At 55.6% G+C, this 25,020-nt stretch carries 26 protein-coding genes; 13 read left to right on the top strand and 13 right to left on the bottom strand.

Going from position 1 to position 25,020, the window contains the following annotated elements:
- Positions 1–52: 52 nt before the first annotated feature.
- Together IAE50_RS11280 and IAE50_RS11275 are read right to left on the bottom strand one after the other, a co-directional pair.
- Entirely contained in the window at positions 53–946 is an 894-nt protein-coding gene (locus tag IAE50_RS11280) for a dihydrodipicolinate synthase family protein (RefSeq protein WP_200580283.1), read from the bottom strand.
- Between the two features lie 13 nt (positions 947–959).
- Positions 960–1,649, bottom strand: coding sequence for a B3/4 domain-containing protein (locus tag IAE50_RS11275; RefSeq protein WP_200580282.1), 690 nt, complete (start codon positions 1,647–1,649; stop codon positions 960–962).
- 45 nt (positions 1,650–1,694) lie between these two features.
- Here IAE50_RS11275 and IAE50_RS11270 point away from each other — a divergent pair, with 45 nt between their 5' ends.
- Together IAE50_RS11270 and IAE50_RS11265 are read left to right on the top strand one after the other, a co-directional pair.
- Positions 1,695–2,297, top strand: coding sequence for an XRE family transcriptional regulator (locus IAE50_RS11270; protein ID WP_200580281.1), 603 nt, complete (start codon positions 1,695–1,697; stop codon positions 2,295–2,297).
- A gap of 107 nt (positions 2,298–2,404) precedes the next feature.
- Entirely contained in the window at positions 2,405–3,577 is a 1,173-nt protein-coding gene (locus IAE50_RS11265; RefSeq protein WP_200580280.1) for a multidrug effflux MFS transporter, read from the top strand.
- A gap of 106 nt (positions 3,578–3,683) precedes the next feature.
- Here IAE50_RS11265 and IAE50_RS11260 read toward each other — a convergent pair whose 3' ends face one another.
- Together IAE50_RS11260 and IAE50_RS11255 are read right to left on the bottom strand one after the other, a co-directional pair.
- Positions 3,684–4,637 carry an aldo/keto reductase gene (locus IAE50_RS11260; RefSeq protein ID WP_128481852.1) on the bottom strand — a complete coding sequence of 318 codons (954 nt, stop codon included), beginning with the start codon at positions 4,635–4,637 and terminating at the stop codon, positions 3,684–3,686.
- A 61-nt stretch (positions 4,638–4,698) separates the two neighbouring features.
- Positions 4,699–5,634 (bottom strand): LysR family transcriptional regulator, encoded by a 936-nt coding sequence (locus IAE50_RS11255; RefSeq protein ID WP_200580330.1) that lies wholly within the window; start codon positions 5,632–5,634, stop codon positions 4,699–4,701.
- Between the two features lie 194 nt (positions 5,635–5,828).
- Here IAE50_RS11255 and IAE50_RS11250 point away from each other — a divergent pair, with 194 nt between their 5' ends.
- The 3 genes from IAE50_RS11250 to IAE50_RS11240 all read left to right on the top strand — a co-directional run bounded on the left by IAE50_RS11250 (position 5,829) and on the right by IAE50_RS11240 (position 7,347).
- Positions 5,829–6,482 (top strand): oxygen-insensitive NAD(P)H-dependent nitroreductase NfsB, encoded by a 654-nt coding sequence (locus IAE50_RS11250; protein ID WP_042715053.1) that lies wholly within the window; start codon positions 5,829–5,831, stop codon positions 6,480–6,482.
- A gap of 157 nt (positions 6,483–6,639) precedes the next feature.
- The gene (locus tag IAE50_RS11245) at positions 6,640–6,945 is read left to right on the top strand and encodes a type II toxin-antitoxin system MqsR family toxin (RefSeq protein ID WP_076769309.1); all 306 of its coding nucleotides are present in this window, start codon (positions 6,640–6,642) and stop codon (positions 6,943–6,945) included.
- A complete protein-coding gene (locus IAE50_RS11240; protein ID WP_200580279.1) occupies positions 6,946–7,347 on the top strand; it encodes a type II TA system antitoxin MqsA family protein in 402 nt (133 codons plus the stop codon).
- Between the two features lie 57 nt (positions 7,348–7,404).
- Here IAE50_RS11240 and IAE50_RS11235 read toward each other — a convergent pair whose 3' ends face one another.
- From IAE50_RS11235 to IAE50_RS11210, 6 genes are all read right to left on the bottom strand, one after another.
- Positions 7,405–8,598: a zinc-dependent alcohol dehydrogenase gene (locus IAE50_RS11235; protein ID WP_042715056.1), complete on the bottom strand. Its 1,194-nt coding sequence runs from the start codon at positions 8,596–8,598 to the stop codon at positions 7,405–7,407.
- Between the two features lie 73 nt (positions 8,599–8,671).
- A complete protein-coding gene (locus IAE50_RS11230; RefSeq protein ID WP_200580278.1) occupies positions 8,672–9,646 on the bottom strand; it encodes an ABC transporter ATP-binding protein in 975 nt (324 codons plus the stop codon).
- Positions 9,643–10,626, bottom strand: coding sequence for an ABC transporter ATP-binding protein (locus IAE50_RS11225; RefSeq protein WP_042715059.1), 984 nt, complete (start codon positions 10,624–10,626; stop codon positions 9,643–9,645). The genes IAE50_RS11230 and IAE50_RS11225 overlap by 4 nt, the downstream gene beginning before the upstream one ends.
- Positions 10,623–11,570 (bottom strand): oligopeptide ABC transporter permease, encoded by a 948-nt coding sequence (opp4C, locus tag IAE50_RS11220; RefSeq protein WP_200580329.1) that lies wholly within the window; start codon positions 11,568–11,570, stop codon positions 10,623–10,625. Before opp4C ends, IAE50_RS11225 begins: the two co-directional genes overlap by 4 nt.
- Positions 11,571–11,572: 2 nt before the next feature.
- The gene (locus IAE50_RS11215; RefSeq protein WP_094422692.1) at positions 11,573–12,529 is read right to left on the bottom strand and encodes an ABC transporter permease; all 957 of its coding nucleotides are present in this window, start codon (positions 12,527–12,529) and stop codon (positions 11,573–11,575) included.
- Between the two features lie 47 nt (positions 12,530–12,576).
- Positions 12,577–14,202 carry an ABC transporter substrate-binding protein gene (locus IAE50_RS11210; protein WP_370569037.1) on the bottom strand — a complete coding sequence of 542 codons (1,626 nt, stop codon included), beginning with the start codon at positions 14,200–14,202 and terminating at the stop codon, positions 12,577–12,579.
- 707 nt (positions 14,203–14,909) lie between these two features.
- Here IAE50_RS11210 and IAE50_RS11205 point away from each other — a divergent pair.
- A complete protein-coding gene (locus IAE50_RS11205; RefSeq protein WP_200580277.1) occupies positions 14,910–15,764 on the top strand; it encodes a hypothetical protein in 855 nt (284 codons plus the stop codon).
- 49 nt (positions 15,765–15,813) lie between these two features.
- A complete protein-coding gene (locus tag IAE50_RS11200) occupies positions 15,814–16,653 on the top strand; it encodes a hypothetical protein (protein WP_200580276.1) in 840 nt (279 codons plus the stop codon).
- 188 nt (positions 16,654–16,841) lie between these two features.
- Here IAE50_RS11200 and IAE50_RS11195 read toward each other — a convergent pair whose 3' ends face one another.
- The 3 genes from IAE50_RS11195 to IAE50_RS11185 all read right to left on the bottom strand — a co-directional run bounded on the left by IAE50_RS11195 (position 16,842) and on the right by IAE50_RS11185 (position 18,776).
- On the bottom strand, positions 16,842–17,051 hold the full coding sequence (locus tag IAE50_RS11195) for a hypothetical protein (RefSeq protein WP_042715070.1): 210 nt from the start codon (positions 17,049–17,051) through the stop codon (positions 16,842–16,844).
- 123 nt (positions 17,052–17,174) lie between these two features.
- Positions 17,175–17,618: a hypothetical protein gene (locus IAE50_RS11190; RefSeq protein ID WP_200580275.1), complete on the bottom strand. Its 444-nt coding sequence runs from the start codon at positions 17,616–17,618 to the stop codon at positions 17,175–17,177.
- A gap of 201 nt (positions 17,619–17,819) precedes the next feature.
- Positions 17,820–18,776, bottom strand: coding sequence for a LacI family DNA-binding transcriptional regulator (locus tag IAE50_RS11185; RefSeq protein WP_042715073.1), 957 nt, complete (start codon positions 18,774–18,776; stop codon positions 17,820–17,822).
- Positions 18,777–19,068: 292 nt separating this feature from the next.
- Between IAE50_RS11185 and IAE50_RS11180 the strand changes: the two genes are divergently transcribed.
- The 6 genes from IAE50_RS11180 to IAE50_RS11155 all read left to right on the top strand — a co-directional run bounded on the left by IAE50_RS11180 (position 19,069) and on the right by IAE50_RS11155 (position 24,968).
- Positions 19,069–19,383 carry a PTS sugar transporter subunit IIB gene (locus tag IAE50_RS11180; RefSeq protein ID WP_042715075.1) on the top strand — a complete coding sequence of 105 codons (315 nt, stop codon included), beginning with the start codon at positions 19,069–19,071 and terminating at the stop codon, positions 19,381–19,383.
- 11 nt (positions 19,384–19,394) lie between these two features.
- Positions 19,395–20,726, top strand: a complete 1,332-nt coding sequence (locus tag IAE50_RS11175) for a PTS sugar transporter subunit IIC (protein WP_042715077.1) — start codon at positions 19,395–19,397, stop codon at positions 20,724–20,726.
- 12 nt (positions 20,727–20,738) lie between these two features.
- Positions 20,739–22,130: a glycoside hydrolase family 1 protein gene (locus IAE50_RS11170; protein ID WP_200580274.1), complete on the top strand. Its 1,392-nt coding sequence runs from the start codon at positions 20,739–20,741 to the stop codon at positions 22,128–22,130.
- A 5-nt stretch (positions 22,131–22,135) separates the two neighbouring features.
- On the top strand, positions 22,136–22,441 hold the full coding sequence (locus tag IAE50_RS11165; protein WP_094422682.1) for a PTS lactose/cellobiose transporter subunit IIA: 306 nt from the start codon (positions 22,136–22,138) through the stop codon (positions 22,439–22,441).
- A 144-nt stretch (positions 22,442–22,585) separates the two neighbouring features.
- Positions 22,586–23,965, top strand: coding sequence for a carbohydrate porin (locus IAE50_RS11160; RefSeq protein WP_042715082.1), 1,380 nt, complete (start codon positions 22,586–22,588; stop codon positions 23,963–23,965).
- 100 nt (positions 23,966–24,065) lie between these two features.
- Complete coding sequence (locus tag IAE50_RS11155; protein ID WP_042715084.1) at positions 24,066–24,968, top strand: EamA family transporter; 903 nt, start codon at positions 24,066–24,068, stop codon at positions 24,966–24,968.
- Positions 24,969–25,020: the final 52 nt, after the last annotated feature.

Genomic DNA, 25,020 nt, shown 5'->3' with positions numbered 1-25,020 from the left:
TTTACAAAGCTATTTTTGCCGGATAAGGCGCAGCCGCCATCCGGCAATCCTCTCACACTGTTAATCGCAACTGCTCAATAACCTGGGCAACCTCGCGCCGTGCGTCGCCTTGCAGCGTCTGTAAAGGCGCGGGTAAACACGGTGCTTTCACCACGCCAAGCAGCTCTGCGGCAGTGGCGATAACGCGCAGGCTGCCGCCGTAACGCTTAAACAGATCCCATAGCGGCTGGAGCGCGGCGGTATGCTGGCGCGCCTGTGCGATATCGCCCGCCATCGCCGCGCGGGAAATAGCCAGTGCCGCCTGCGGGAAAAGCCCACCGAACACCGAATACCAGACGCTGCACCCGGCATTCAGCGCTTCAATCGCCGTGCCGTCGCCGCTGATGCCGAGGCGGATCTCCGCCGGGATTTGCGCGCGCAGCGCACTCACCCGCTCTGAGGCAAGCTCCGCGGCAAGAGGCGGGATTTTGATCGAGCCAATATTCGGCAACTGGGCGATACGGGCAAGCAGCTCGTCGCTGAAGTTAAAGTGCGTGGCGTTAGGGTTGTTATAGATACAGAGCGGCACCGACAGTTCGCGGGTGACGGTGGCAAACAGATCGAAGACTTCATCTTCCGTTAACGGATGATAAGAGACCGGGGCCAGCAGCACGGCGCTGACGCCTGCTTTCTGCGCATCCTCCGCCAGCCAAAGCACATCGCGCGTGCGCAGCGCGCCAATCCCGGCGATCACCGGCACCGCGCCGGAATACTCCGTTGCCAGACGCAGGACGCTCGCGCGCTCGCTGCGGCTAAAGTAGGGGTAGCACCCCGTAGAGCCGAGCGCGCCGATGGAATCGACGCCTGCGGCGCGCAGTTTTTCAATAATGCTGATATAGGCCGCCTCATCCAGGCGGTCATCGAGAAGTGGCGTCAGCGCAAAAGCGCTTAATCCTGTGAAGTCCATTCTTGTTCCCTCATTACGCAAACCCAATCAGGCTTTTTTCAGTGTGGCAACCCGGCATCATACGGCCTAACCCGGCGATCAGTTCGTCGCCTGCCTCACATAATGCATCGAGCGGCATCGCCGGCAGACTCTCAAGGATAAACCACATCTGGCTGTCTGCCGCGCTCAGACGCGTACGCACACCCTGACGCCAGTTCCAGCGTCGGCAGGTTACACCCTGCTCATCGCGCCAGATAACCTCTCCTGGCTCCGGTGATTCCAGCGCCAGTTCGCCCTCTTTCATGGTATCGAACGGCTCGCTGCCATCGGCCAGCGTCAGGCAGGGCGCGCCGACATACGCGGCGATATTTTCGCCACCTACCGGCACAGCGTAGCGCAAACTGATGGCGTTATAGAGATCGACTACCGGGTCAATGGCGGGCAGGACGCCGTCTCGCAACACGCGTTTTCGCAAAGCCTGGGCAGAACAGGGCGTGCGTTTGGGTTTCGCGCCAAACTGTTTAAACACTTCATCCCAGGCCGCCAGGTGCGCATCCGCCCACGAAGGCTCGCCCGCCGTGACCAGTGCACAAGCATGCTTTAACGCCTCTTCGCCCACCTGCGGGTGAATCAGCGGCGCGGCCTGCAGCGAGATGCTGATAGCGCGAAAGCCGGGCGCCAGCACGGCAAGACGCGCATCGATTGACGGCTGAACGGAAAGCATTGGATAATCCTTTTTAGTGACCATTTTATTGCACAGTATCGACCGATGACCAAAAAAGTCAATAAACCGACCGACTCCGGCGCGGATATCCAGCGCGTCAGTGAAGCGGTTGCCGCGCGAATCAAAGCGTTTCGTAAGCAGCAAAAACTCTCGCTGGATGAGCTCTCCCGCCGGGCGGGCGTCAGCAAAGGTATGTTGGTCGAGATTGAAAAATGTCTCGCCAACCCGAGCATCGCGCTGCTGTGTAAAATTGCGGCGGCGATGGGCGTCTCGGTGGCCGACATTGTTGATGTCGCCAGTAAACCGCTGGCGCATCTGATTGCCAAAGAGGATATTCCGCTGCTCTGGCGTGGCGAGAAAGGTGGCAGCGCGCGCCTGCTGGCGGGCACCAGCGGACCGGATATGCTTGAGCTGTGGCGCTGGGAGATCTTTCCCGGTGAGCGTTTTACCTCGCCCGGCCATCCGGTCGGCACCGTCGAGCTGCTGCACGTTGAGCGCGGTACGCTGACGTTAGAAGTCGCGCAAACGTCGCTGGTTATTGCCGAAGGGTGCTCTGCCGTGGCGCAAACCGATGTGCCGCACCACTACGCCAACGATGGCGACCTCCCCGTGGTCTTTACCATGACGGTCAGTGAACGCCACACCTGAGCCCGCATTAACGCCATGATGATTTAATGGCGTTATGCTTTGTGTCGCCCTGCTTAAGTTAACGCGCCGCGCTGTCGGCACCCTCTTCGTGACTTAATCAGGATCTTATGCAAACCAAGCTACACGGGCCGCTGTTTCTCGCGATCCTCAGCGCACTGATGGCCTTCACCTCCCTGTCGACGGATATCTACCTGCCTGCGATGCCGCTGATGGCGCGCGAGCTGCAAGGTGATGTCGAACTGACCATCACTGGCTTTTTGATGGGCTTCGCGCTGGCGCAACTGGTGTGGGGGCCGGTGAGCGATGCCATCGGACGCCGCAAGCCACTGTTTATCGGCATGGTGCTGTTTATCATCGGTTCGGCGGGGTGTGCGTTATCGACGGAGATCCATCAGATGGTGTTCTGGCGCGTGTTTCAGGCATTTGGTGCCTGTACCGGGCCGATGCTGGCGCGGGCGATGATCCGCGACCTCTTTGTGCGCACCCGCGCGGCGCAGATGCTCTCTACCCTGACCATTATTATGGCGATCGCCCCGATTATCGGGCCGCTGGCGGGCGGGCAGATTATTAAGTTCACCACCTGGCATGCGGCTTTCTGGGTGCTGGTGGTGATTGGCGGGCTGATGTTTATCTCCCTCTTCGCGCTGCCGGAAACCCTGCCCGCCGAGAAGTGCATTCATGCGTCGCTGACGGGCGTATTTCGCAATTACTTCACGCTGCTGCGCAATCGTGCGTTTATGCGTTACACGCTATGCGTCACCTTTTTCTATGTCTCCGCGTACGCCTTCGTCACCGGCTCACCGTTCGTCTATATCGGCTATTACGGCGTCGCGCCGCAGCATTTTGGCTGGCTGTTTGCGCTCAATATTGTTGGTCTGATGGGGATGAGTGCCGTTAACCGACGGCTGGTGCAGCGCCATCCGCTTGATAAGCTGCTGAAGATTGCCGTCACGCTGGCCGCGCTCGCGGGCATAGTGCTGGCGCTGCTGGTGAAGCTGCAATTGGGTGGTCTGGTTGCGGTGCTGATTACGGTGTTTGTCTTCTTTTCGATGAACGGCATTATCGCCGCCGCCTCGACCGCCGCCGCGCTGGATACCGTCCCGGCCTTTGCCGGCTCAGCATCAGCGCTGATTGGCTCCCTGCAATATGGCAGCGGCATTATCTCTTCCCTGCTGCTGGCCGCGTTTCGTGACGGCACACCGTGGACAATGGCGTGGATCATGGCGCTGTTCGTCGTCGCCAGCGCCGCAATGGCGTGGCGGGTCTGCTCCCAGCAATAGAGGGCGATGCCGGATGGCGGCTTGCGCCTTATCCGGCCTACGGGGTTTGCAGGCTGGTATCAGTTCGTAGGCCCGGTAAGCAGCGCGCCACCGGGCATTTGACGGTTTATGCGCCGGCTTTGTTCAATGCGGCGATCTCATCGGTAGAGAGGTTCAGCGCCACCGCGGTAGCGAAGCTCTCGACGTGTGCGGTTTTTGTCGCGCTGGCAATCGGCGCGGTGACGCCCGGTTGGTTAATAAGCCAGGCTAGCGCCACTTCGGCGGGTTTCACATTATGATTTGCCGCCACCTTGTCGAGCGCATCGAGAATGGCGAATCCGCGTGGATTCAGGTATTTGGCGATGCCCTGCCCGCGCTGGCTCTGGCTAAGATCGCTTTCGCTGCGATATTTTCCTGACAGAAAGCCGGAAGCGAGGCTGTAGTAGGTCACGACGCCAATATTTTCCCGCACCGTTAAATCCTGCAACGCGCCTTCAAAGCTCTCGCGATCGTAGAGGTTATATTCCGGTTGCAGCACCTGGTAGCGCGGCAGCCCTTTCTCGTCCGCTACTTTCAGCGATTCTGCCAGCTGTTGGGCGTCGAGGTTGGACGCGCCAATCGCGCGGATTTTCCCCGCTTTCAGCAGCTTTTCATAAGCGCCTAACGTTTCATCGTAGGGCGTTTCGCTATCCGGCCAGTGGGAGAAGTAGAGGTCGATATAGTCCGTTTGCAGGCGACGGAGTGAGTCATCAACCGCCTGCTCAATCCAGCGTGCCGAGAGCCCTTTTTTGCCGGGTTCGCCCATATCGGCGCCCACTTTAGTAAACAGGGTGATCTTGTCGCGATGACCCGGGTGCGCCGCCAGCCACTTACCAATAATGGTTTCCGATTCGCCACCCTTGTTGCCCGGTGCCCATGCAGAGTAAACGTCTGCCGTATCGATCGCCGTAAAGCCCTTTTCCAGTAACGCGTCCAGCAAACTGAAGCTCTGCTGCTCATCGACGGTCCAGCCGAACACATTGCCGCCAAAAACTAATGCCGGGATCTGTAACCCCGTGGTGCCTAATGAACGTAATGCCATCGCCACTTCCTCCTGTGAAGGTCAAACTTTAAGCCTGGCGCGTAATGGCGATCGCTTTTGGTTATCCGTGCGGTTTTTCCGCTGCCAGGCTGCGCAGCTGTGCGGTGATTGGTCTTAATGTTTCCCGTAAAACCGCGTGCAGATGGCGAATCGCCGGGGAGAACTGTTTGCGGTGCGGGCAAATGAGGTTAAGCGGCGCGGCCTCGCCGGGATGCTGCGGCAGCAACACCTCCAGCCGCCCGGCCAGCACATCGGCGCTGATGTCGATCCACGACTTGTAGACAATACCCATCCCTTCCACCGCCCAGCGGCGGGCGACATCCGCGTCGTCGCACAACATGCGGCTTTTGACGATCAGCTGTCGGCGCAAGCCATTTTCCGGAAAGCTCCATTTGTCATACACCTGGTTGTTCATGGTGAAGAGCAGACAGTGATGGTTAACCACCTCATCGAGGGTTTGCGGCCTGCCGTGCTGCGCCAGATAAGCGGGCGACGCGGCCAGCACCCGGCGGTTATCTTCGGCAATCGGCAGCGCTACATAGCTGCTGTTATCCAGCACGCCGTAGCGGATAGCGACATCCACCGGATCGCGAAACACATCGCTAAGCTGATCGGAAAGGGAGAGGCGCAGAGAGACCTTCGGGTACTGAGCACAAAAACGGGTGATGATCGGCAGCAGCACGTTACGCCCAAGATCGGATGGCACCGCCATGCGCAGCTCGCCCTGCGGTTCGTTATCGCCGCTGTGCAGGCTCTCTGATCCGGCGCGCACCACCTCCAGCATCTCCTGGGCGAAGGGGAGGTACTTTTCGCCCTCAGCGGTTAAGCGCAGGCTACGGGTCGAGCGCACAAACAGGCGCTTATCGAGATCGCGCTCCAGGCGGTGCACCGCTGCGCTGACCTGGCCGGGAAGCAGCCCGGCTTCGCGCGCGGCGTTAGAAAAACTGCCCAGCAGCGCCGAGCGAACAAACAGCGTGACATCTTCCAGCCGAATCATCATCTCTCCGAACGGCAAATAACAAGCGCTTCTGTTGTGCCAGAAAAGCGGGCGCAGGCAAACTGCATTTTCACTTTGCGAGTGAAAGTGTTGCCGTTTTTCACTAATTTATCTTCGCTGGCGTTGCGTTTATCCTCGGCGACTCTACGGGACGGTGCGCCCCGCGTTATTTGAATGTTCGCCAGGAGAGAAAAATGACCCTTGATGAAGCCGTGATTTCCCGCCATACCGTCAAAGCCTTCGACCCCGCACAGCGCGTGCCGCAGGAGAAGATCGACACCCTGCTCAACGTGCTGCAAAACAGCCCCTCTTCCGTTAACTCGCAGCCGTGGCACTTTGTTGTCGCCTCAAGCGAGGAGGGACGCGCGGCGATGGCGAAATCCGCCACCAGCAACTTCATCTATAACAAACCGAAAATTGCCGATGCCTCACACGTGATTGCGCTCTGCATGCGCAGCGATCTCGATGAAGCCCACCTGCAAAAGGTGCTGGCACAGGAGGAGAAGGATGGCCGCTTTGTGGCTGACGGCGCGAAAGCGGGTCAGGATAAGGGCCGCCGCTCCTATGTCGATCTGCACCGCTATGAGCAGCGCGATCTGCCGCAGTGGATGGAGAAACAGGTCTATCTGGCGCTCGGCGGCCTGCTGCTCAGCGCAGCGATGCTCGGCATCGACGCCACGCCGATGGAGGGATTTGACGCACGTGAGCTCGACCTGGCGCTGGGCCTGCGCGAGAAAGGGCTGACCAGCGTCGTGCTGGTATCGCTCGGCGTGCGCAGCGAGCAGGATTTTAACGCCGCACTGCCTAAATCCCGCCTGCCGCGCGACGAGATCTTCACCTTTATCTAAAAATGGAAGCCCGGTTCACCGGGCTTCTTATTTGTTGCATTCTCTTGCAGGCCAACCAGTTCATCACCCGCATTTCCCTACTTTCCCGCTTTGACCAGGACATTGCATGCGGTAGCTTTTTACCCTATTTGCATAATTTAGCTTTTAGGTTAAAACTATGGAGAAAGGAACTCCCCATGTCCGCTTACATATCGTCAAGCGGATGGTGCTTGAGGGAAAGGTCAGAACCACGGCCAGCGCTGTCGCGGGAGCGATTGAATTAGGCTTTAATCCACCGCCATTTGACGAGATGTGCGCAGTAATTCAGGCGCTCACTTCAGAAGATTTTTTTAAAAGCATGACGGCATATGTCGATCATACGGTGTGGCACGATGTTTACCGGCCAGTCTGGAAGAGGCAAAAACTTTATCTAAAGTTAATCGTCTCTGACGATGTACTGATCGTGTCATTTAAGGAGAGATAAATGAAATGCCCTGTTTGCGGCGCTGCGGGACTCAAACATGACACCCGCAACATTGAATACCGTTACAAAGGGAAAGTGACTACGCTCACTGCGATCACAGGCGATTACTGCGACGCATGTGGAGAGATCATTTTTGACCGTCTGAACGGTGAACTTTACTCAAAACAGGTTGCGGCTTTTGTCCGCAAAGTTAACGCAGAAGAGGTTGATCCTCAGTTTATTGCCACTATCCGAAAGCGGTTTAATCTCGATCAGCGCCAGGCAGCAGAGATGTTTGGCGGTGGCGCAAACGCCTTTAGCCGGTACGAAACCGGACGTGTTGCACCGCCAAGACCTTTAGTTTTGCTCTTTAAGGCGCTGGACAAGCATCCAGAGCTTTTCGAGGAGCTAAAACATGCCTGAAAGCCCGGTTCCCCGGGCTTTTTGCTTGTCTGCCCGGCGAACCGGGCATCGGCGGGGTTAGATCGTCGCTTTCGCGGCGTTGAGCCCCGGAACGAGGATCACTTTGCGGCAATCTTCTGCATGCTTATCGAAGATCTCATAGCCGCGGGCGGCCTCTTCGAGCGGCATATGGTGCGTGACAATCTCTTCCGGTTTGAGATGGCCGGACTCAATCAGCGGCAGCAGGTCTGGCAGGAATGAGTGGACGTGAGTCTGCCCCATTTTGAAGGTCAGCCCTTTATCGAAGGCGTCGCCAAACATAAAGGCGTGAATAAACCCGGCGTAGACGCCCGGCACGCTGACGATACCACCGCGCCGCACGGCGGCAATCGCCTGGCGCAGCACTTTGCCGCTGCTGCCCTCGATTTTCAGGGTGCTGAGCACCGTTTCGGTGGTGCTGCCTTTGGCTTCAAAGCCCACGGCATCAATCACCGCATCAACACCACGATGGCCCGGCGTGTTTTCAATAATCCACGCCGCCGGATCATCATTCTTATCAAAGTTGATGGGAATAACGCCGTAGCGGTCGCGGGCGAAGGCGAGCCGGTAGTCGCTGTCATCGATCATGAAAATCTGTTCAGCCCCTTCCAGACGCGCGCACGCCGCCGACAGCAGCCCGACGGGGCCCGCGCCGTAAATTGCCACGCTTGAACCCTGTTTAATTTCGGCGTTTTTTACCGCCTGCCAGGCCGTGGGCAGGATATCGGAGAGGAAAAGCACCTTCTCGTCAGAGAGCGTATCCGGCACTTTAAACGGCCCGGTATTGGCCTTCGGCACGCGGACATACTCCGCCTGGCCGCCGGGAATACCGCCATAGAGATCGCTGTAGCCAAACAGCGCCGCCGGCGGAGTAATGCCTTTTCGGTTTAACGCTGCACCTTTGCCTTCGTTCGTTTCCGAACAGGCGGAGTATTGATGAAGCTTACAGAAAAAACATTCGCCGCAGGCGATAACAAAGGGGATCACCACCCGGTCGCCCTTGCTGACCGCATGCACGCCAGCCCCGGTCTCGACCACTTCGCCCATAAACTCATGACCGAAGATGTCACCGTGATGCGTACCGGGGATTTTGCCGTGATAGAGGTGCAGATCCGAGCCGCAAATTGCCGTTGCGGTCACGCGGAGGATAATATCATCCGCCGCCTGGATAATCGGATCGGGGTGGTTATCGACGCTGACTTTATGTGAACCGTGATAAGTAAGTGCTCTCATGTACCGTGTTCCCCATGATTTCAGACAGGACTGATAAGCATAGAACAGCCTGGGGAAGCACGGCGAAGCGGCACTACATCTTATCCACCCAGTGGCAGGCAACATGATGCCCGGAAGCCACTTCACGCAGCGCTGGTGCCTGTTCACGGCAGATCTCCGTGGCGTGCGGGCAGCGCGACGAAAAGCGGCAGCCCGGCGGCGGTCGCGAAGGGTCAGGGATCTCGCCCTGCACTGCCGCTACCGGCTCACGCAGCGGATCGAGAGTCGGCACAGCGGCCAGCAGCGCGCGGGTATAGGGGTGCAGCGGCTGGTTGAAGAGCGTGTCGCGGCTGGCGGTCTCCACCAGTTGACCGAGATACATCACCGCCACGTCATCGCACAGATGTTCGACCACGCCGAGATCGTGGGAGATAAAGAGAAAGGTGACGCCGAAGTCGTCGCGAAGATCGGCGAACAGGTTGATAATCTGCGCCTGAATAGAGACATCCAGCGCCGAAATCGGCTCGTCGGCAATAATAAAATCTGGGTTAAGGATCAGCGCGCGGGCAATGCCAATTCGCTGGCGCTGACCGCCGGAAAACTCATGGGGAAAGCGGTTGTAGTGCTGCGGCGCCAGCCCGCAAATCTTCATCACCGCAATCACCTTGTCATACAGCTCTGCGCGGGTGCAGAGCTTATGCTCCAGCATCGCTTCACCAATCGCATCGCCGATGCGGATGCGCGGATTGAGCGAGCTGTAGGGATCCTGAAACACCAGCTGGATTTTCGGTCGCAGGGCGCGCAGCGCCTTCGCCGGCAGATCGCCCAGCTCCTGGCCGCGATATTTCACGCTGCCAGCGGTTTTGTCGTACAGCCCCAATAGCGTACGTCCGACGGTAGTTTTGCCGCTGCCGGATTCGCCGACCAGGCCAAAAATGGTGCCAGGCCGAATGTTAAAACTGACGCCATCAACCGCGCGCACCTCTCCGGTCTGCTGACCAAACAGCCCGTCGCGCAGCGGGAAGTACTTCTTCAGGTCTTTAACTTCAATCACATACTCTGCGCTCATGCCTGCGGCTCCGTTAACGCACTGTGAATACAGGCCGCCTGCCGGGTCTCGTCGCCCACCAGCGGCGGAATGCCGCGCCGACAGGCGTCGGTCGCGCGCTCGCAGCGATCGTAAAAGGCGCACCACGGTGGCAGTTCAGCCAGATCGGGAACCTGGCCGGGAATCGAGTAGAGCCGACGCCGCCGCTCGCCCGGCACCGGACGTGAGGCGATCAGCCCTTTGGTGTAGGGGTGCAGCGGATGACGTAACACGTCGGCGGTTGGCCCCTGTTCAACAATCCGCCCGGCGTACATCACCACCACATGCTCCGCCATCTGCGCGATCACGCCCAGATCGTGAGTGATCAACATCAGCGCCATATGGTGCGCCTGCGCCTGGTCGCGCAACAGCCGCAGGATCTGCGCCTGCACGGTGACATCCAGCGCGGTAGTTGGCTCATCGGCGATTAACAGCTTCGGCTGGCAGCTCAGTGCCATAGCTATCATGATGCGTTGCAGCATGCCGCCGGAGAGTTGATGCGGATAGCTGCTCATCAGGCTCTCTGCCCGCGCCAGCCCCACTTCAGCAATTAATTGCGTTGCGCGCTGCCAGGCCGCTTTCGGCGACAGTCCGCGATGGCGGATCAGCGGCTCGCACAGCTGCTCACCGATGGTCAGCACCGGGTTCAGGGCGGTCATTGGCTCCTGGAAAATCATCGCCAGCTGGTTGCCGCGCAGATCGGCCATTTTCGACGGCTTCAGGCGCAGCAGATCCTCGCCCTGAAAGCGGATTTCCCCGCCATCGATGCGCGCCGCCTGCGGTGGCAGCAAACCCATCAGCGACATCGCCGTGACGCTTTTTCCGCAGCCGGATTCACCGACCACGCCGATAGTCTGCCCGGCCTGAATGGCAAAGGAGACCTCCTGCACGGCGCGTACGCGCCCCTGCTCTGCGGCGAAAGAGACGGAGAGTTGGTTAAACGTGACCAGCGGTTCGCTCATTTCAGGCTCCGTTTCATCTTCGGATCGAGCGCATCGCGCAGGCCATCGCCCAGCACGTTAATGGCAATCACGGTGATAAAAATGGCGATCCCTGGCGGCATCCACAGCCACGGACGGCGTTGAAAATCGATCAGGCTGTTGGCGGCATCCATCATATTGCCCCACGACGGCGTTGGCGGTACCACGCCCATGCCAAGGTAGCTGAGCGCCGACTCCATCAGAATGGCGTTCGCCACCGCCATGGTCGCCATCACTACCAGAATCGGCACCGTATTAGGCAACAGGTGACCAAACAGGCGGCGGCGCGAGGAGAGGCCAAGTACCTGGGTGGCCAGCATAAAATCGCGCTCGCGCAGGGAGAGGATCTGCCCGCGTACCAGCCGTGCCAGCTTCGGCCACTCCAGCAGGCTGAGCATCACCACCACCATGTAGATACGCGACTCGGCGGGGAAATCGAGCTCCGACAACATCGCCCCGGCGACAATCAGCAGCGGCAGGCTTGGGATGGTCATCACCAGATCCGCCAGCCGCATAATCACTTTATCGGTCCAGCCGCCCGCATAGCCCGACAGCGCGCCAAGCAGGTAGCCGAGCGCCACGGAGAGCAGCATGGTCAGCAGGCCGATAATCAGCGAGATACGTCCGGCCAGCAGCAGGCGGGTATAAACATCGCGCCCGAGGAAGTCGGTGCCCAGCCAGTGCTCAGCACCAGGAGGTTTGTTGATCATCAGCGCATCGGTGGCGTCGTTTTTCCACGGCGACCAGATTGGCCCGACAATGCACCAGACAGCCATCACAATCAGCGCCAGCAGGCAGAGCATCGCCAGCCGGTTGTGACGCAGCGCAAGCCACGCCTGTCGCCACGGTGACGGCGTCGCCTGAGCCAGCGCCGGGATCTCTGCTTTGCGCAGACGGCGGTTGGTTGAGAAGAGTGAACCCAGCATCATCACCTCACCCGGATACGCGGGTCAGCCCACGCGTAAAGCACATCGGCAATCAGGTTGCCGACAATGGTTAATACCGCCAGGAAGAGGGTGAAACCCATCAGCACGGGGTAATCCCGCGCGGCCAGCGAATCGATATGAATATGCCCGGCACCCGGCCAGTTAAACACCTTTTCGGTGATGATCGCCCCGGAAAAGAGCCCCGGCAGCTCAAAACCGAGCAGGGTGATAATCGGCAGCAGGGCATTGCGCAGCGCGTGTTTGAAGATCACCGTGCGCTCGCGCAGCCCTTTGGCGCGGGCGGTACGGATAAAGTCCATCTTTACCACATCAAGCATGCTGGCGCGAAAGTAGCGCGTCAGGCTGCCCGCCTGCAACATCACCAGTGCCAGCACCGGCAGCGCCAGATGCGCGGCAACCTGCATCACCCACGCCCAGCCGCTTTCATCGCTGCCGGTATTGGTCATGCCGCCCACCGGCAGCCAGTGCAGATCGACGGCGAACCACTTAATCAGCAGCAGGCAGAGGAAGAAGGTCGGAAAGGACATGGCGGCGAAGACCACCACGCTCACCACGTGGTCAAACAGCGAATTGGGCTTCAGCGCTGAAGCAATACCGACCGCGAGGCCAATACCCCAGTAGAAGACCAGCGCGACGCTTGCCAGCAGGAAGGAGTTCCAGATGTACTGGTTCAGCAGTTGGCTGACCGGGATCTGGTATTGCAGCGAGAAGCCGAGATCGCCGCGCAGCAGCTGGCCGAGCCAGTGCAGATAGCGGGTAAAAAGGGGCTGATCGAGGCCGTAAATCGCTTTCAGTTCAGCGGCACGGGCGGCGGTCAGGGTGATATTGCCGTCGATAAAGTCGCCCGGTGTTTTGGCGAACAGCATAAAGATGATCAGTGAAGCCAGCAGCAGCATCGGCACGGTTTGCAGCAGCCGCCTGAGGATAAAGTTTCCCATAACGCTCTCATGCCCGCCGCCGGGCAGCCCCGGCGGCGGTGAAGGTCTTACTTAACGATTTTGACATCCGGCAGGCTGCCGGTCAGGCCGTTATAGATGTCCGGTTTGAAGCCGGTCACGCGGGCGCTGCTCGCCGACAAAATCTGGCGGTAGCCGAGGAGAATCACCGGCGGATCGTCGGCCAGCACTTTATAGAGCTGGTGGTAGATCGGTTTGCGTTTCTCAACATCCAGTTCGGCGTTGCCTTCGTTAATCAGCTTATCGACCTGCGGATTGTTATAGCCCGACTCTTTCGATTCCGTGCTGTAGTAATCCCAGACGCCATCATGGGGATCATTCAGCGTGCTGGTGCTAAACGAGGCGAGATCATAGTTGCCCGCTTTGCGCTGGGACATCAGGGCGTTGAAGTCCACCACCTGCGGTTTCAGCAACACGCCAATCTGCTGCCAGTTCTCTTTGGCGATAGGGATCAGCGCATCGTTGAGCACTTTTTTGCTCACCAGCAGCGTCAGTTCAAGGCGTTTGCCCTCTTTTACGCGGATGCCATCCGGGCCCGGTTTCCAGCCTGCTTCATCAAGCAGCTTTTTCGCCTGTGCCGGATCGTACTTGTAGGGATTTACGCCATCGGCGTTATAGGCCCAGGAGATGGGCGCGATCGGCTCAATCGCCACTTTGCCGTAGCCCTGATAGACCACATCAATCAGTTTCTGGCGATCGAGGCCATAAATCAGCGCCTGACGCACTTTCGCATCCTGCAACGCCGGGCGATGCACGTTGAACTCCACTTTGCTGTAGTCGCTGGAGCCGTAGAGGTTGATATTGGCGAAGCCCAGCATTTTGAGCTGCTCAATATCATCCGGGCGCGAGGTAAACGCGTCGTAATCGGTCTCGCCGGTCTGGAAAAGCTGGAAGTTGGTCGACGGGTTGGTCACGCGATAGATAAAGCGCGGCGTCGGCGGTGTACCACGGTAGAAATGGGTATTGGCGTGGAAGCGAATCTCCTGGCCCGGAATGTATTTGTCGTAGACGTACGGCCCGTTACCGAGCGGCTTGCCGTGCAGCGTGCGTAAATAGTCGAGATTGCCGCGCTGATACCCTTTACCGTAATAGGCTTTCGACAGCACTGGCCCGCCGATTTTCGCCAGCGTCGTCGCGCCCGGCTGGGTGGTGGTCACTTGCAGCGTGTGGGCATCGATCACTTTCAGGCCGCTGACGCTCTCCGCTTTGCCCGCTTTATACTCCGCGCCGCCCGCGATATTCGCTAACGTGATATCGGTATCGCCGTCATATTTCGGGTCATAAAGCACGGTTAAGGTGAACGCCACATCTTCTGCGGTGAGCGGTGAACCGTCGCTAAAGGTCAAATTGGGGCGCAGCTTGATGGTGTAGACCTTATTGTCCGGGCTGATGGTCCAGCTCTCAGCCAGACCCGGCACCAGCTTGCCGTGGCTATCCCAGTCGATCAGGCGCGAGAAGATGACGTTAGTGACGTTCTCATCCCAACCGTTAACGAAAAAGTAGGGGTTAAAAATGCCCTGCGGCTCAGAGATGCCGGCCACAACGGTATCTTTACGTAATTTCGCCGCCGTCGGGATCTGGCTGGCATCCGTTGCGGGTGTGATGCCCTCTTTTAAGGGTTCATCGGCGAAAGAGGCGGTGGAAAACGCCACCATGCCGCTGAGCAACGCAATTTTCAGCGCAAGGGTGAAGTGCGTGGGCTTTGTTGTTAAGCGATTCAGTAACCTGGCCAAAATTGCTCCCTCATCAAGTCATTGCATGTAATTTACAAATCATGACGAAAGATAAGAGTCGCACTTCAACCTGTCTAACAACGAAAACGTATGGCTTATAGCAAACTGACCTTAGCAATCTTATGGCTAACCAGCTGACTTTTTTAGCTAAGGATTTACCTGGCTATCCTCTATAAAGACCACGCAGTAAATCACGCGGATGGTGCCCGGCCGACCGGTGGGAGAGTGTGACAATGGCTTAGCAAGCTGGTTAGTCAGCCAGGCGTAATAAAAATACCCGCTTGAGATTATTTATTGAACAGGCCATTATTATTTGCAGACAAAAAGAAAAAACAGAAGAATATTCTTAACGAAAGCGCAATTCCTGCTAATTATCTACAGAGAGATTATTATCACTAAAAGCTTTTTTCCATGAGATAATAAATTCCTGGTTTTACTTATCGCTTTATTACTGCCTGAATCACGCTATTCTGGGGCTGAATACACAATTTTATGTGACGCAGATCACATAAAATTGTCTGTTTGCCGCTAACCCTTTTTTTGCCGATTTGAAAAAAGCAGCAACAAAAAATATCTTACTTAATAGACCAGGAGGTTGCTTTAACCATTTAACGATGAGGGTTAAATAAATGGCATCACAACAGTGCCGCATGGGGAATAGTAATAAAAGCAATCACACTTCAGGAATATTAATTACTCTTTATCATGCCCGCCGCGACATCATTTGCTTTGGTATAGTAGGTTTTATGTTGGCGATACTGAGTACATTTTATTACCCTCAACAATGGCTAACATCACTCACCATCAGCTCTGCAGAAAAATTTTCTCTTTATCCCCTGATGGCCTGTATACAAAACTTTTATGGTGCTGAAGTGGTAATTGAAGCTGACGATTTTTTTAATGACTACCTTATTTACTTAAAAAGAGTTATCGCTCGCGGTGAGTGGCAGGATATCTATCTTGATGATTCCAACCCTAATCAAATTAGAATATCCCTACTCTCGTGGTTTGCTGGCGCGCAGAATACGTCAATTCAGTTGGTGCTGCAGCAAGCGAACAATGAGCAGCAGAGCATGATTAACGAAATCAGCAAATGTTATTTAGAAGATATTAACCACACGTTTTACCGTATAGATAAAGAGTCTTATCAACTCTATCCCGTGCGAATGCGCTACAGCATCAGGATGTTTGTTGCTACTGCCACGGGAGTGATTGGCGTCAGTTTATTTGTTCTGCTCAGGGAAAAATGGCGGCAACTTGCCAGAGACTTTTACTATCAAAAAAACGAGGACGTTATGGAACGGAATAGCCATGAGCCGGATCGGTTCAAAGAAAATTGTACTGAAGAGAAATACTGGCAGGACGAAGAAGGAAATAAGAAAAAAAGGGTTGCAGACGGAACTATTGCAGCAATAACCATCTATTTAATCATGTTGGTCGTCAGCTTAATTTGGCTCGGTCTGGAAATTTACACCGGGCTTTAAAAAGGAAATACCTCTCATACTTGCAGGTATAAATAAAGGGAGTTTTTGTATGTCTGCTGAGATCATCGTCTTTAGCTATTCCTGGCCTGCGCTCCTGGCCATCACCACATTTTTTGAAAAAAACAGTTTTATCGTTATAAAAATATACCAGGATGAGCAAAAGCTTTTAGAGGCCCTGCATAAAAACACCTCACTCCCCTTAATCATTGATGCGTCACCGCACCGCAAGGTATTACTTATTGCAGCGGTCGCCTCAACATCACGCCTGCGCGCCGTTTTCTTTACCGCGCGTAAAATCCATCTCAATGACAAAGTCGTTGCTGAATTTTATTTTGAAGAGAAGCGCTGCATAACGCATTCGAAACTGATTACCCTGACGCGTGCAGAGATAGAGACAGCGATGCGTGTGGATCGCTCACCGGTCTGCCTCTCGCCGGGTATTATGCGACCAAGAATGATGAATCTGCTCTATGACAGGCAAACGTTATATAAAGAGATTCAGGACAAAATCTATCACCGGCTTTATTTGCTGGGCGCAACGCCCAATGAGATTAACACCCTGCGACTGCTTATTGCTGGTTTCTCCATACAAAAAATAGCGGAATTAAAGAACCTACAGATTAAAACCATATATGCCTACAAATCACAACTCGCGCAAAAAATTGAGCACACCATGTCTTCCCGTGAGTTGATTCGCGTATTGAGCGTTGAGGATAAAAACCAGGATAACGAGTGCCTTAACCATTTGTATAAGACCCGCTGTAATAATGAGAGAGCGCTCTGCGAAACCTGCCCGCTTTACCATTTCTGCTATGACTCAGAATCTGATAAATGTAATTTACCCTGCCATGAAGGATGTAAAACAGGGACAGATGAGAACCCTCCCTGATCACGTTATTTAATCTGATAGTGAAATCCGGGGCTTTATAACTCACGGGTATCTCGCTATATTCCACTCATTATTTCTGCGCTTTCAGAACGCATTCGCCTGGGCATTAGGGATTATTCCAGCCTTCTTTTATGCATTGAAGGTAGTGCCCAGACGAATGCTTTTTACTTTCTGCACGCCTGCCTGTTTCAGGTTTTCTCATCAGCATGATTTTTAATCAGGCTGACCGCCACCACCTCTATCTCGCGCAGCGTCATATATTTCAGCCGATCCCCATCAAGCTCCAGTCGGACTGTGCGAAATACACGCCCATCCGTCAGGGAGACCAGCGGACAATAGAGGCGGCTGGCGAGGTTAGTAATGCCAGCGACTTTCCAGAGGCTCTCTCTCTTTTCCACGGCTATTCTCCTTGGCTCTGCGGCGGCCTGCCAAAAAAAAGCCGGTCCACAGACCGGCAAATCTAACAAGTCGTACAAGTCAGACCATCAACGCAGGGGTATATGAAAAAACGCACTCTCAATTCAGTAACAGGCTGCCATTTGCATGGTGTGGCAGCAGGGTGAGAACCATTCAATATCATCGGAATAACGTCGGCTTTCTGGCTTAAACGGCACGCTGTAGCTGGTCAGCCGTGAACGGTTATCGCTAAGCCCCATAAAACAGGTGCAGCAGGATGCACACAGATCGCAAGAGAGGGGGCACTCTGACAGGTTGCGGAAATAGTCCCGATGCCGCAGCCCATCAGGGTCGATGCTTTTTTGCTTTTCGCCGGCGATGCGGACGAAATGTCTGGCCACAGCATTGCGGCCAGTGGGAAGAAGGGGGGTAAATGAATCCGTCGACACCTGTACGATTGCAGCGGATATTGGCTTCTGAATATGTGAATCCGCAGGCATGGCGACCATCATAATAATAAAAGCGAACAGGATTTTTATCCCTGAATCACATATATTCGAGTGCCGCATAGCTACCTTCCTTATTAAAAGAATGGATTTTACAGGTACGACTCGATACCGATTAAGCTCCCTTAAAATCGATGTATGATAGGTTTGTTTATTTTCTATTACATTTCAATAGCGAAGGATGAGTTTGGGAAAGGTTAACCGCCGAAGAGAGTATTCTTATCCGCTATAAAATAAAAAGCCTCCGTCTGGAGGCCCATTTATTTAGCGTTTTCTTACGTCCGGAATAATTAAATCCCCGCGAACGCGATATGTCCCTAATACGCTCTGCGTTTTTTCATTGAGCCACGACACAATACGCGCGGCCATTGCATCCATTGAATATTCAATCGCCGGAATCGTCGGAATACCCGGCAGATGCAGCGAGCCGGCGAGGCTGAAGACCATAATATCTTCCGGCACCGACTTATTAAACGCCTGTAACTGCGGGATCACGCGCTGCGCTTCCTGCTCATCGGCAACCAGTAAGGCGTTGAAGTTAAGCGTGGTGGCATTGTTCAGCAGCACCTGCAGGGCCACGGATGATGAGGTGTCATCCATAAACACCAGGTTGCGGTTAAAGGGCAGGAAATTGTTTTCCAGCGCCAGTTTATAACCGTGCAGCACCTGTTCGGCGGCGGCATTATGCGGGTGAATCAGCGCGATCTGACGGCGGCCCTGGCTTGTCAGGTAGTTGCAGGCGGTTTCGGCGGCAAAGGCGCGATCGAACTGAATGCTGTTAAGGGTGGTATCGGCAGACTCGACGCAATCCACGAGAATCACATTTTCGTCGTCAATAGATAGCGGAAAACGGGCACCAATAATCAGCACATCGTCACACAGCCCGCAGGTGAGCTCATCCAGCGCGCTCATCACCTCCGTTTTGGTGTTAGCAAAGCGCAGCAGCAGGTGCTTTTGGCTCTGGCTGAGATGCTTCTCTAGCGCGTAGAGGTAACCGGTGGTCTGGTTAACGTTCTCCTGAGCGCAGATCACGCCGATGCAGCCTGTCGACTGGCTGAGCAGCGACTGGGCGATAACATTGGGCCGATAGTTCAGCTCGTCGACGGCTTTCAGTACCGCGAGACGGCTGGCTTCCTTAACGCCGCGCGAACCGCTCAACACCCGTGAGACTGTGGCTTTCGACACCCCAGCTAAACGTGATACATCGTTGATTGTAGACATCTTTCTCCCCTGGCAGGCGCAAGGTGCGCCCGCAAAAAACAGACACTGCAATGGCTAATCTATAACCACCGCGAGTATAGCCGTTTCTTTTTTTCATGGAAACCGATTTTCCATTTGTGCCGTTTTGCCTGTTTAAAGGGCGCAATTTCGTGACGGAAATCCAATAACTCAGCCTTATTATTTACAGATATTGACAGCTATCACACTTCTATGGCGAATCCATGGAAACCGGTTTCCATATGATATCCAATCGTCTCCGCAATAACTTTTTACACTTCGAGGACGGTTAACGATGTTCAGGATCATGTTGTGTTGCTCAGCCGGTATGTCCACCAGTCTGCTGGTCAGAAAAATGGAAGAGGCGGCGAAAGCCCGCGATATCCCGGTTGAGATCGACGCGTACGGCGTAGCTGAGTTTGATCTGCAGTTTCCACGCTACCAGGTCGTGCTTCTCGGTCCACAAGTTAAATACATGTTAAAAACACTGGCAGAAAAGGCCGCCGCCCAGGGCATTCCGGTACAACCCATCAACCCGATGGATTACGGCATGCAACGTGGCGACGAGGTACTGGACTATGCTCTGTCGCTGATTGAAGCGGCACATTAAAAGGTGTTCTTATGAGTTCCCTCTACCAATCCATGATTACGGTGATTGAGCAAAGCATCACGCCGCTGGCCGGTCGTCTTGGTCAGCAAAAGTACGTTATCGCCATCCGCGACGGCTTTACCGCCGCGCTGCCGTTTATGATCATCGGCTCGTTTATGCTGGTGTTTATCTTCCCGCCCTTTTCTGCGGATACTACCGTCGGCTTCGCCCGCGCGTGGCTTGATTTCTCGACCGAATACCGCGAACAGCTGATGTTGCCATTTAACCTCAGCATGGGGGTGATGACCTTTTTCATCTCTGTCGGCATTGGCGCCAGTCTTGGTCGCCAGTTTAATCTCGACCCGGTAATGACCGGCCTGCTGGCGTTTATGGCCTTTCTGCTGGTCGCCGCGCCTTACAAAGATGGCACCATCTCGACGCAGTATCTCTCGGGCCAGGGCATCTTTACGGCGCTTATCACTTCGATCTACTCGTCACGGGTTTATGCCTGGCTGAAGCAGCACAAGATCACTATTCGTCTGCCAAAAGAGGTGCCGACCGGCGTGGCCCGCTCGTTTGAGATCCTCATTCCGGTGCTGGTGATTATTGGCACGCTGCACCCGCTCAACCTCTTTATCGAAGCGCAAACCGGCATGATTATGCCGCAGGCGATTATGCACCTGCTTGAGCCGCTGGTTTCCGCCTCCGACTCGCTGCCCGCGGTGCTGCTCTCTGTGCTGCTGTGCCAGATTTTCTGGTTCGCCGGCATCCACGGTTCGCTGATTGTCACCGGCATCATGAACCCGTTCTGGATGGCCAACCTCTCCGCAAACCAGGCCGCACTGGCGGCGGGCGCGGCGTTACCGCACGTCTATCTGCAAGGTTTCTGGGATCACTATCTGCTGATTGGCGGCGTCGGCTCCACGTTACCGCTGGCCTTCCTGCTGCTGCGCAGCCGCGTCGCCCATCTGCGTACCATCGGCAAAATGGGCGTGGTGCCGAGCTTCTTTAATATCAACGAACCGATTCTCTTCGGTGCGCCGATCATCATGAACCCAATGCTGTTTGTGCCGTTTGTCTGCGTGCCGCTGATTAACGCCGTGCTCGCCTGGACCGCCACCAAAATGGGGCTGCTGGCACAGGTCGTTTCCCTGACGCCGTGGACAACGCCTGCGCCAATCGGTGCTTCATGGGCGGCAAACTGGGCCTTTAGCCCGCTGGTAATGTGTTTGATCTGTATGGTGATGTCCGCCCTGATGTATCTGCCTTTCCTGCGCGCTTATGAGCACTCGCTGATGAAAGCAGAAGAGGAAAAAGCCGCGCAGAGCAGCGCCCCGATGGCGGAAACCGTCAGCAGTAATTAAAAGGAGTCGGTAATGAAATATGAATTTCCCGCAAACTTCTGGTGGGGCAGCGCCTGCTCTGCGCTGCAAACCGAAGGGGAAAGCGAACAGGGCGGTAAAAGCGCCACCACGTGGGATACCTGGTTTGCCCGTCAGCCGTGGCGTTTTCATCAGCAGGTGGGGCCGCAGCAGACCTCGACCTTCTACCGCCACTGGCAGCAGGATATCGCCCTGCTCAAACAGCTGAAGCACAACAGCTTTCGCACCTCGCTGAGCTGGGCGCGCCTGATTCCGGATGGTACCGGCGAGGTGAACCCGCAGGCGGTAGCGTTTTATAACAGCGTGATTGACGAACTGCTGGCGCAGGGCATTACGCCGTTTATTACCCTGTTCCACTTCGATATGCCGATGGTGATGCAGGAGAAGGGCGGCTGGGAGAGCCGGGAAGTGGTCGACGCCTTCAGCCGCTATGCGCAGATCTGCTTTGAGCTGTTCGGCGATCGCGTGCATCACTGGTTCACCTTCAACGAGCCGATTGTGCCGGTGGAAGGCGGTTATCTTTACGATTTCCACTACCCGAACGTGGTCGATTTTAAACGTGCGGCCACGGTGGCTTACAACACGGTTCTGGCTCACGCCAGCGCGGTGCGCGCCTTTCGTGCCGGGCATCATCCCGGTGAGATTGGCATCGTGCTCAACCTGACGCCCTCTTATCCGCGCTCGCAGCACCCGGCGGATGTGAAGGCGGCGCACTACGCTGACTTACTGTTTAACCGCAGTTTTCTCGACCCGGTACTGCGTGGCGAGTATCCCGCTGACCTGGTGGCGCTGCTGAAAGAGCACAATCAGCTGCCCGCCTGCCAGCCGGAGGATATTGCGCTGATTGCAGAAGGGAAGATCGATCTGCTCGGCATCAACTATTACCAGCCGCGGCGGGTAAAGTGCCGGGAGAGCGCGGTCAATCCCGATTCACCGTTTATGCCGGAGTGGTTGTTTGATTATTACGATATGCCGGGCCGTAAAATGAACCCTTATCGCGGGTGGGAAATTTATGAACCGGGTATTTACGATATTCTCACCAACCTGCGCATTAATTACGGTAACCCACGCTGTTTTATTTCCGAAAATGGTATGGGCGTCGAGAATGAACAGCGCTTTATTGAAAATGGCCAAATAAATGATAGCTACCGAATTAATTTCGTTCGCGATCACCTTATCTGGCTGCATAAAGGGATTAGCGAAGGCAGCAACTGTCTTGGCTACCATATGTGGACCTTTATTGATAACTGGTCGTGGTGTAATGCCTATAAAAACCGCTACGGTTTTGTGCAATTAGATCTCGACACCCAACAACGCACCGTTAAAAAAAGCGGAGAGTGGTTTGCCGCCACCTCTGAGAATAATGGTTTCACTACTCAGGATTGAAAATTATGGTCGCACTTGAAGAGGCGGTAATGGAGATTATCGTCAACGCCGGGCAGTCGCGCAGCCTCTGCTTTGAAGCCCTGCGCTCCGCGCGCGAAGGCAACATTGATGAAGCGAAACTGCTGTTGAAAGAGGCCGATGGCTATGCGCGCCAGGCACACCAGATGCAAACCAAATTAATCGAACAGGATGCCGGCGAAGGCCGCCAGCCGATGACCTTAATTATGGTGCATGCGCAGGACCATTTAATGACGTCGTTATTAGCTCGTGAATTATCTGAGGAGATCGTTCAGCTTTATCAGCGTAACTGAATGGAGAATTGATTACGGTAAATCTTAATACGTCTGTACCCAACTTAATAAAATAAAGCAGTCTGTTTTGATGATGGCAATATTCCACTCTGTAACGGAGCGGAAGGTTATTGTCTGAGAACAACTTACTATATTGAGATAACCATGAAGATAAATAAAAAACTTCCAGTGGCGCTGGCGGTTGCGGCTACACTTTGCTCTGGTTCCGCCCTCGCCCAGGAGTTTACGCAAGAGCAAATTGACGCCATTGTCGCAAAAGCGGTGGATAAAGCGCTAGCGGAACGCCAGGCGAAAATGGACGCCGCAATGAATAAAAAAGCCGATGTAGTAGTTGAGCCGCAAAGCGCGGCGCAAACGCCCGATTTGGCGATCCCTTACGGCGTGAAATTTACCGGTTATGCCCGCTATGGCGCGCATTACCAGTCCGGCGATCAGAAATATGTCGGCGTTGATGGCTCCTACAACGGTGCGTCGGCGATTGGTCGTCTTGGCAACGAAGGCAACGGCGGCGAATTCCAGCTCTCGAAAGCGTTCAAAGGCGATAACGGCGCGATCTGGGACATCAACGTGATGTTCGATCACTGGGGCGATGAAGTTAACCTGAAAAAAGCCTACGCTGGCGTGACTAATCTGCTGGCCTCCAACCCTAACGCCTACTTCTGGGCGGGACGTGATTTCCACCAGCGTCCACAACAGGGGATCAACGACTACTTCTGGATGAACCACGACGGCCAGGGCGCGGGGGTGAAAAACTTCGATATCGGCGGCGTGCAGTTTGACGTTGCGGCCGTTGGCTCCATCGAATCCTGTAGCCCGGAAGTGCTGGAGGATGAATCCAACCCGTCGCGCATCACCTGTACCGGCAGCTCTAACGTTGGCGATAAAGGCAACTATGCGGTCACCTCGAAAGTGCACGGCATGAAAGTTGGCCCGCTCGATCTGGAGATTTATGCCAACTACGGCTTTGACTCGAAAGCGGTGGATCGCGACGAGCGCCTGCACGCCTGGCAGGGCGGCGCGGTGCTGAGCCATACCTACGACAGCGGCATCAACAAGCTGATCGCCCGCTACTCTGATAACTCGGACAACAGCGTCTTCAACAAAACCGACGATCTTAAGGCCATCTACACCAGCTTTGAAGGGACCTATAAATTCACCCAGCAAACCCAGGTGGATTACCTGCTCGCCTTCCATGATTACGACAACAGCCGCATAAAAACGGATAACCGCCGCAACTATGGCGCGATTGTTCGCCCGATGCACTGGTGGAACGATGTGCACTCGACCTGGCTGGAGCTGGGCTACCAGCGCGTGGATTATGATGATGGCGGCGACAACCACGGCTGGAAAGCCACGCTGTCGCAGAACATCTCTATCGCGATGGGGCCGGAGTTCCGCCCGATGCTGCGCTTCTACGTAACCGGCGGCGAAGTGGATAACAAACGCACCGCGCGCGTTAACGGCACCAACGATACCTCCCTCGACTCGCTCAACATCGGCGCGATGTGGGAAGCCTGGTGGTAAGGTAACAGCCCGGAGGCGGTTCCCCTCATGCCGCCTCCGGTTCCTGTCCGGGCCTGTGTTATGCTTCTTAACCTGTTAATAAGTTATCAACGGGTTAGCGATGAGTTCGACGAAAAAAGGGATGCTCTGCGTGCTCGCAGCGGCAGTGCTGTGGGGCAGTTCCGGCGTATGTGCGCAGTTTATTATGGAGAAGAGCGCCATCTCTGCGCAGTGGTTAACCATGACGCGTCTGCTGTTTACCGGCGTGATCCTGCTTACGCTGTCGTTTGTTCACGGCGACAAGATTTTTACCATTCTGAAAAACCGTAAAGACGCGCTGAGCCTGCTCTTCTTCTCGCTGTTTGGCGCGATGGTGGTGCAACTGAGCTTCCTGGTGACCATCGAGAAATCTAACGCCGCCACCGCCACGGTGCTGCAATTCCTCTCGCCGACGATTATCGTCGCGTGGTTTGCGCTGGTACGCAAAGCGCGCCCGACGCTGCTGGTCTCAGCGGCGATCATGACCTCGTTAATCGGCACCTTCCTGCTGGTGACGCACGGTAATCTCACCTCGCTCTCCATCTCCTCCGGCGCGCTGGTGTGGGGAATTATCTCCGCCTTCTCCGCCGCGTTTTACACCACGTACCCTTCGGCGCTGATTGCCCGCTACGGCACGCTGCCGATTGTCGGCTGGAGTATGTTGCTGGCGGGGTTAATGCTGACGCCGTTCTATGCCGGGCAGGGGAGTGATTTTGTCATCGATGGCGCGCTGTTGATGGCCTTTTTCTACCTGGTGGTGATTGGTACGGCGGTGACCTTTAGCCTCTATTTGAAGGGCGCGCAGATGATTGGCGGCTCGAAAGCGAGCATTTTAAGCTGCGCCGAACCGCTCAGCAGCGCCCTGCTTTCGGTGGCCTTGCTCGGCGTGGTGTTCACATTGCCGGACTGGCTCGGCACGCTGTTGATTGTCTCGTCGGTGTTGCTTATCGCGCTGGATTCACGCCGCAAGGTGCGCGCCGCATAACGAACGCCGGTGCATTGCCCGATGGCGGCTGCGCCTTATCGGGCCTACGTGA

The organism is Kosakonia sp. S42, assembly GCF_016624785.1.
GTDB lineage: Bacteria > Pseudomonadota > Gammaproteobacteria > Enterobacterales > Enterobacteriaceae > Kosakonia > Kosakonia cowanii.
This window is presented reverse-complemented; position numbering and strand designations above follow the sequence as displayed.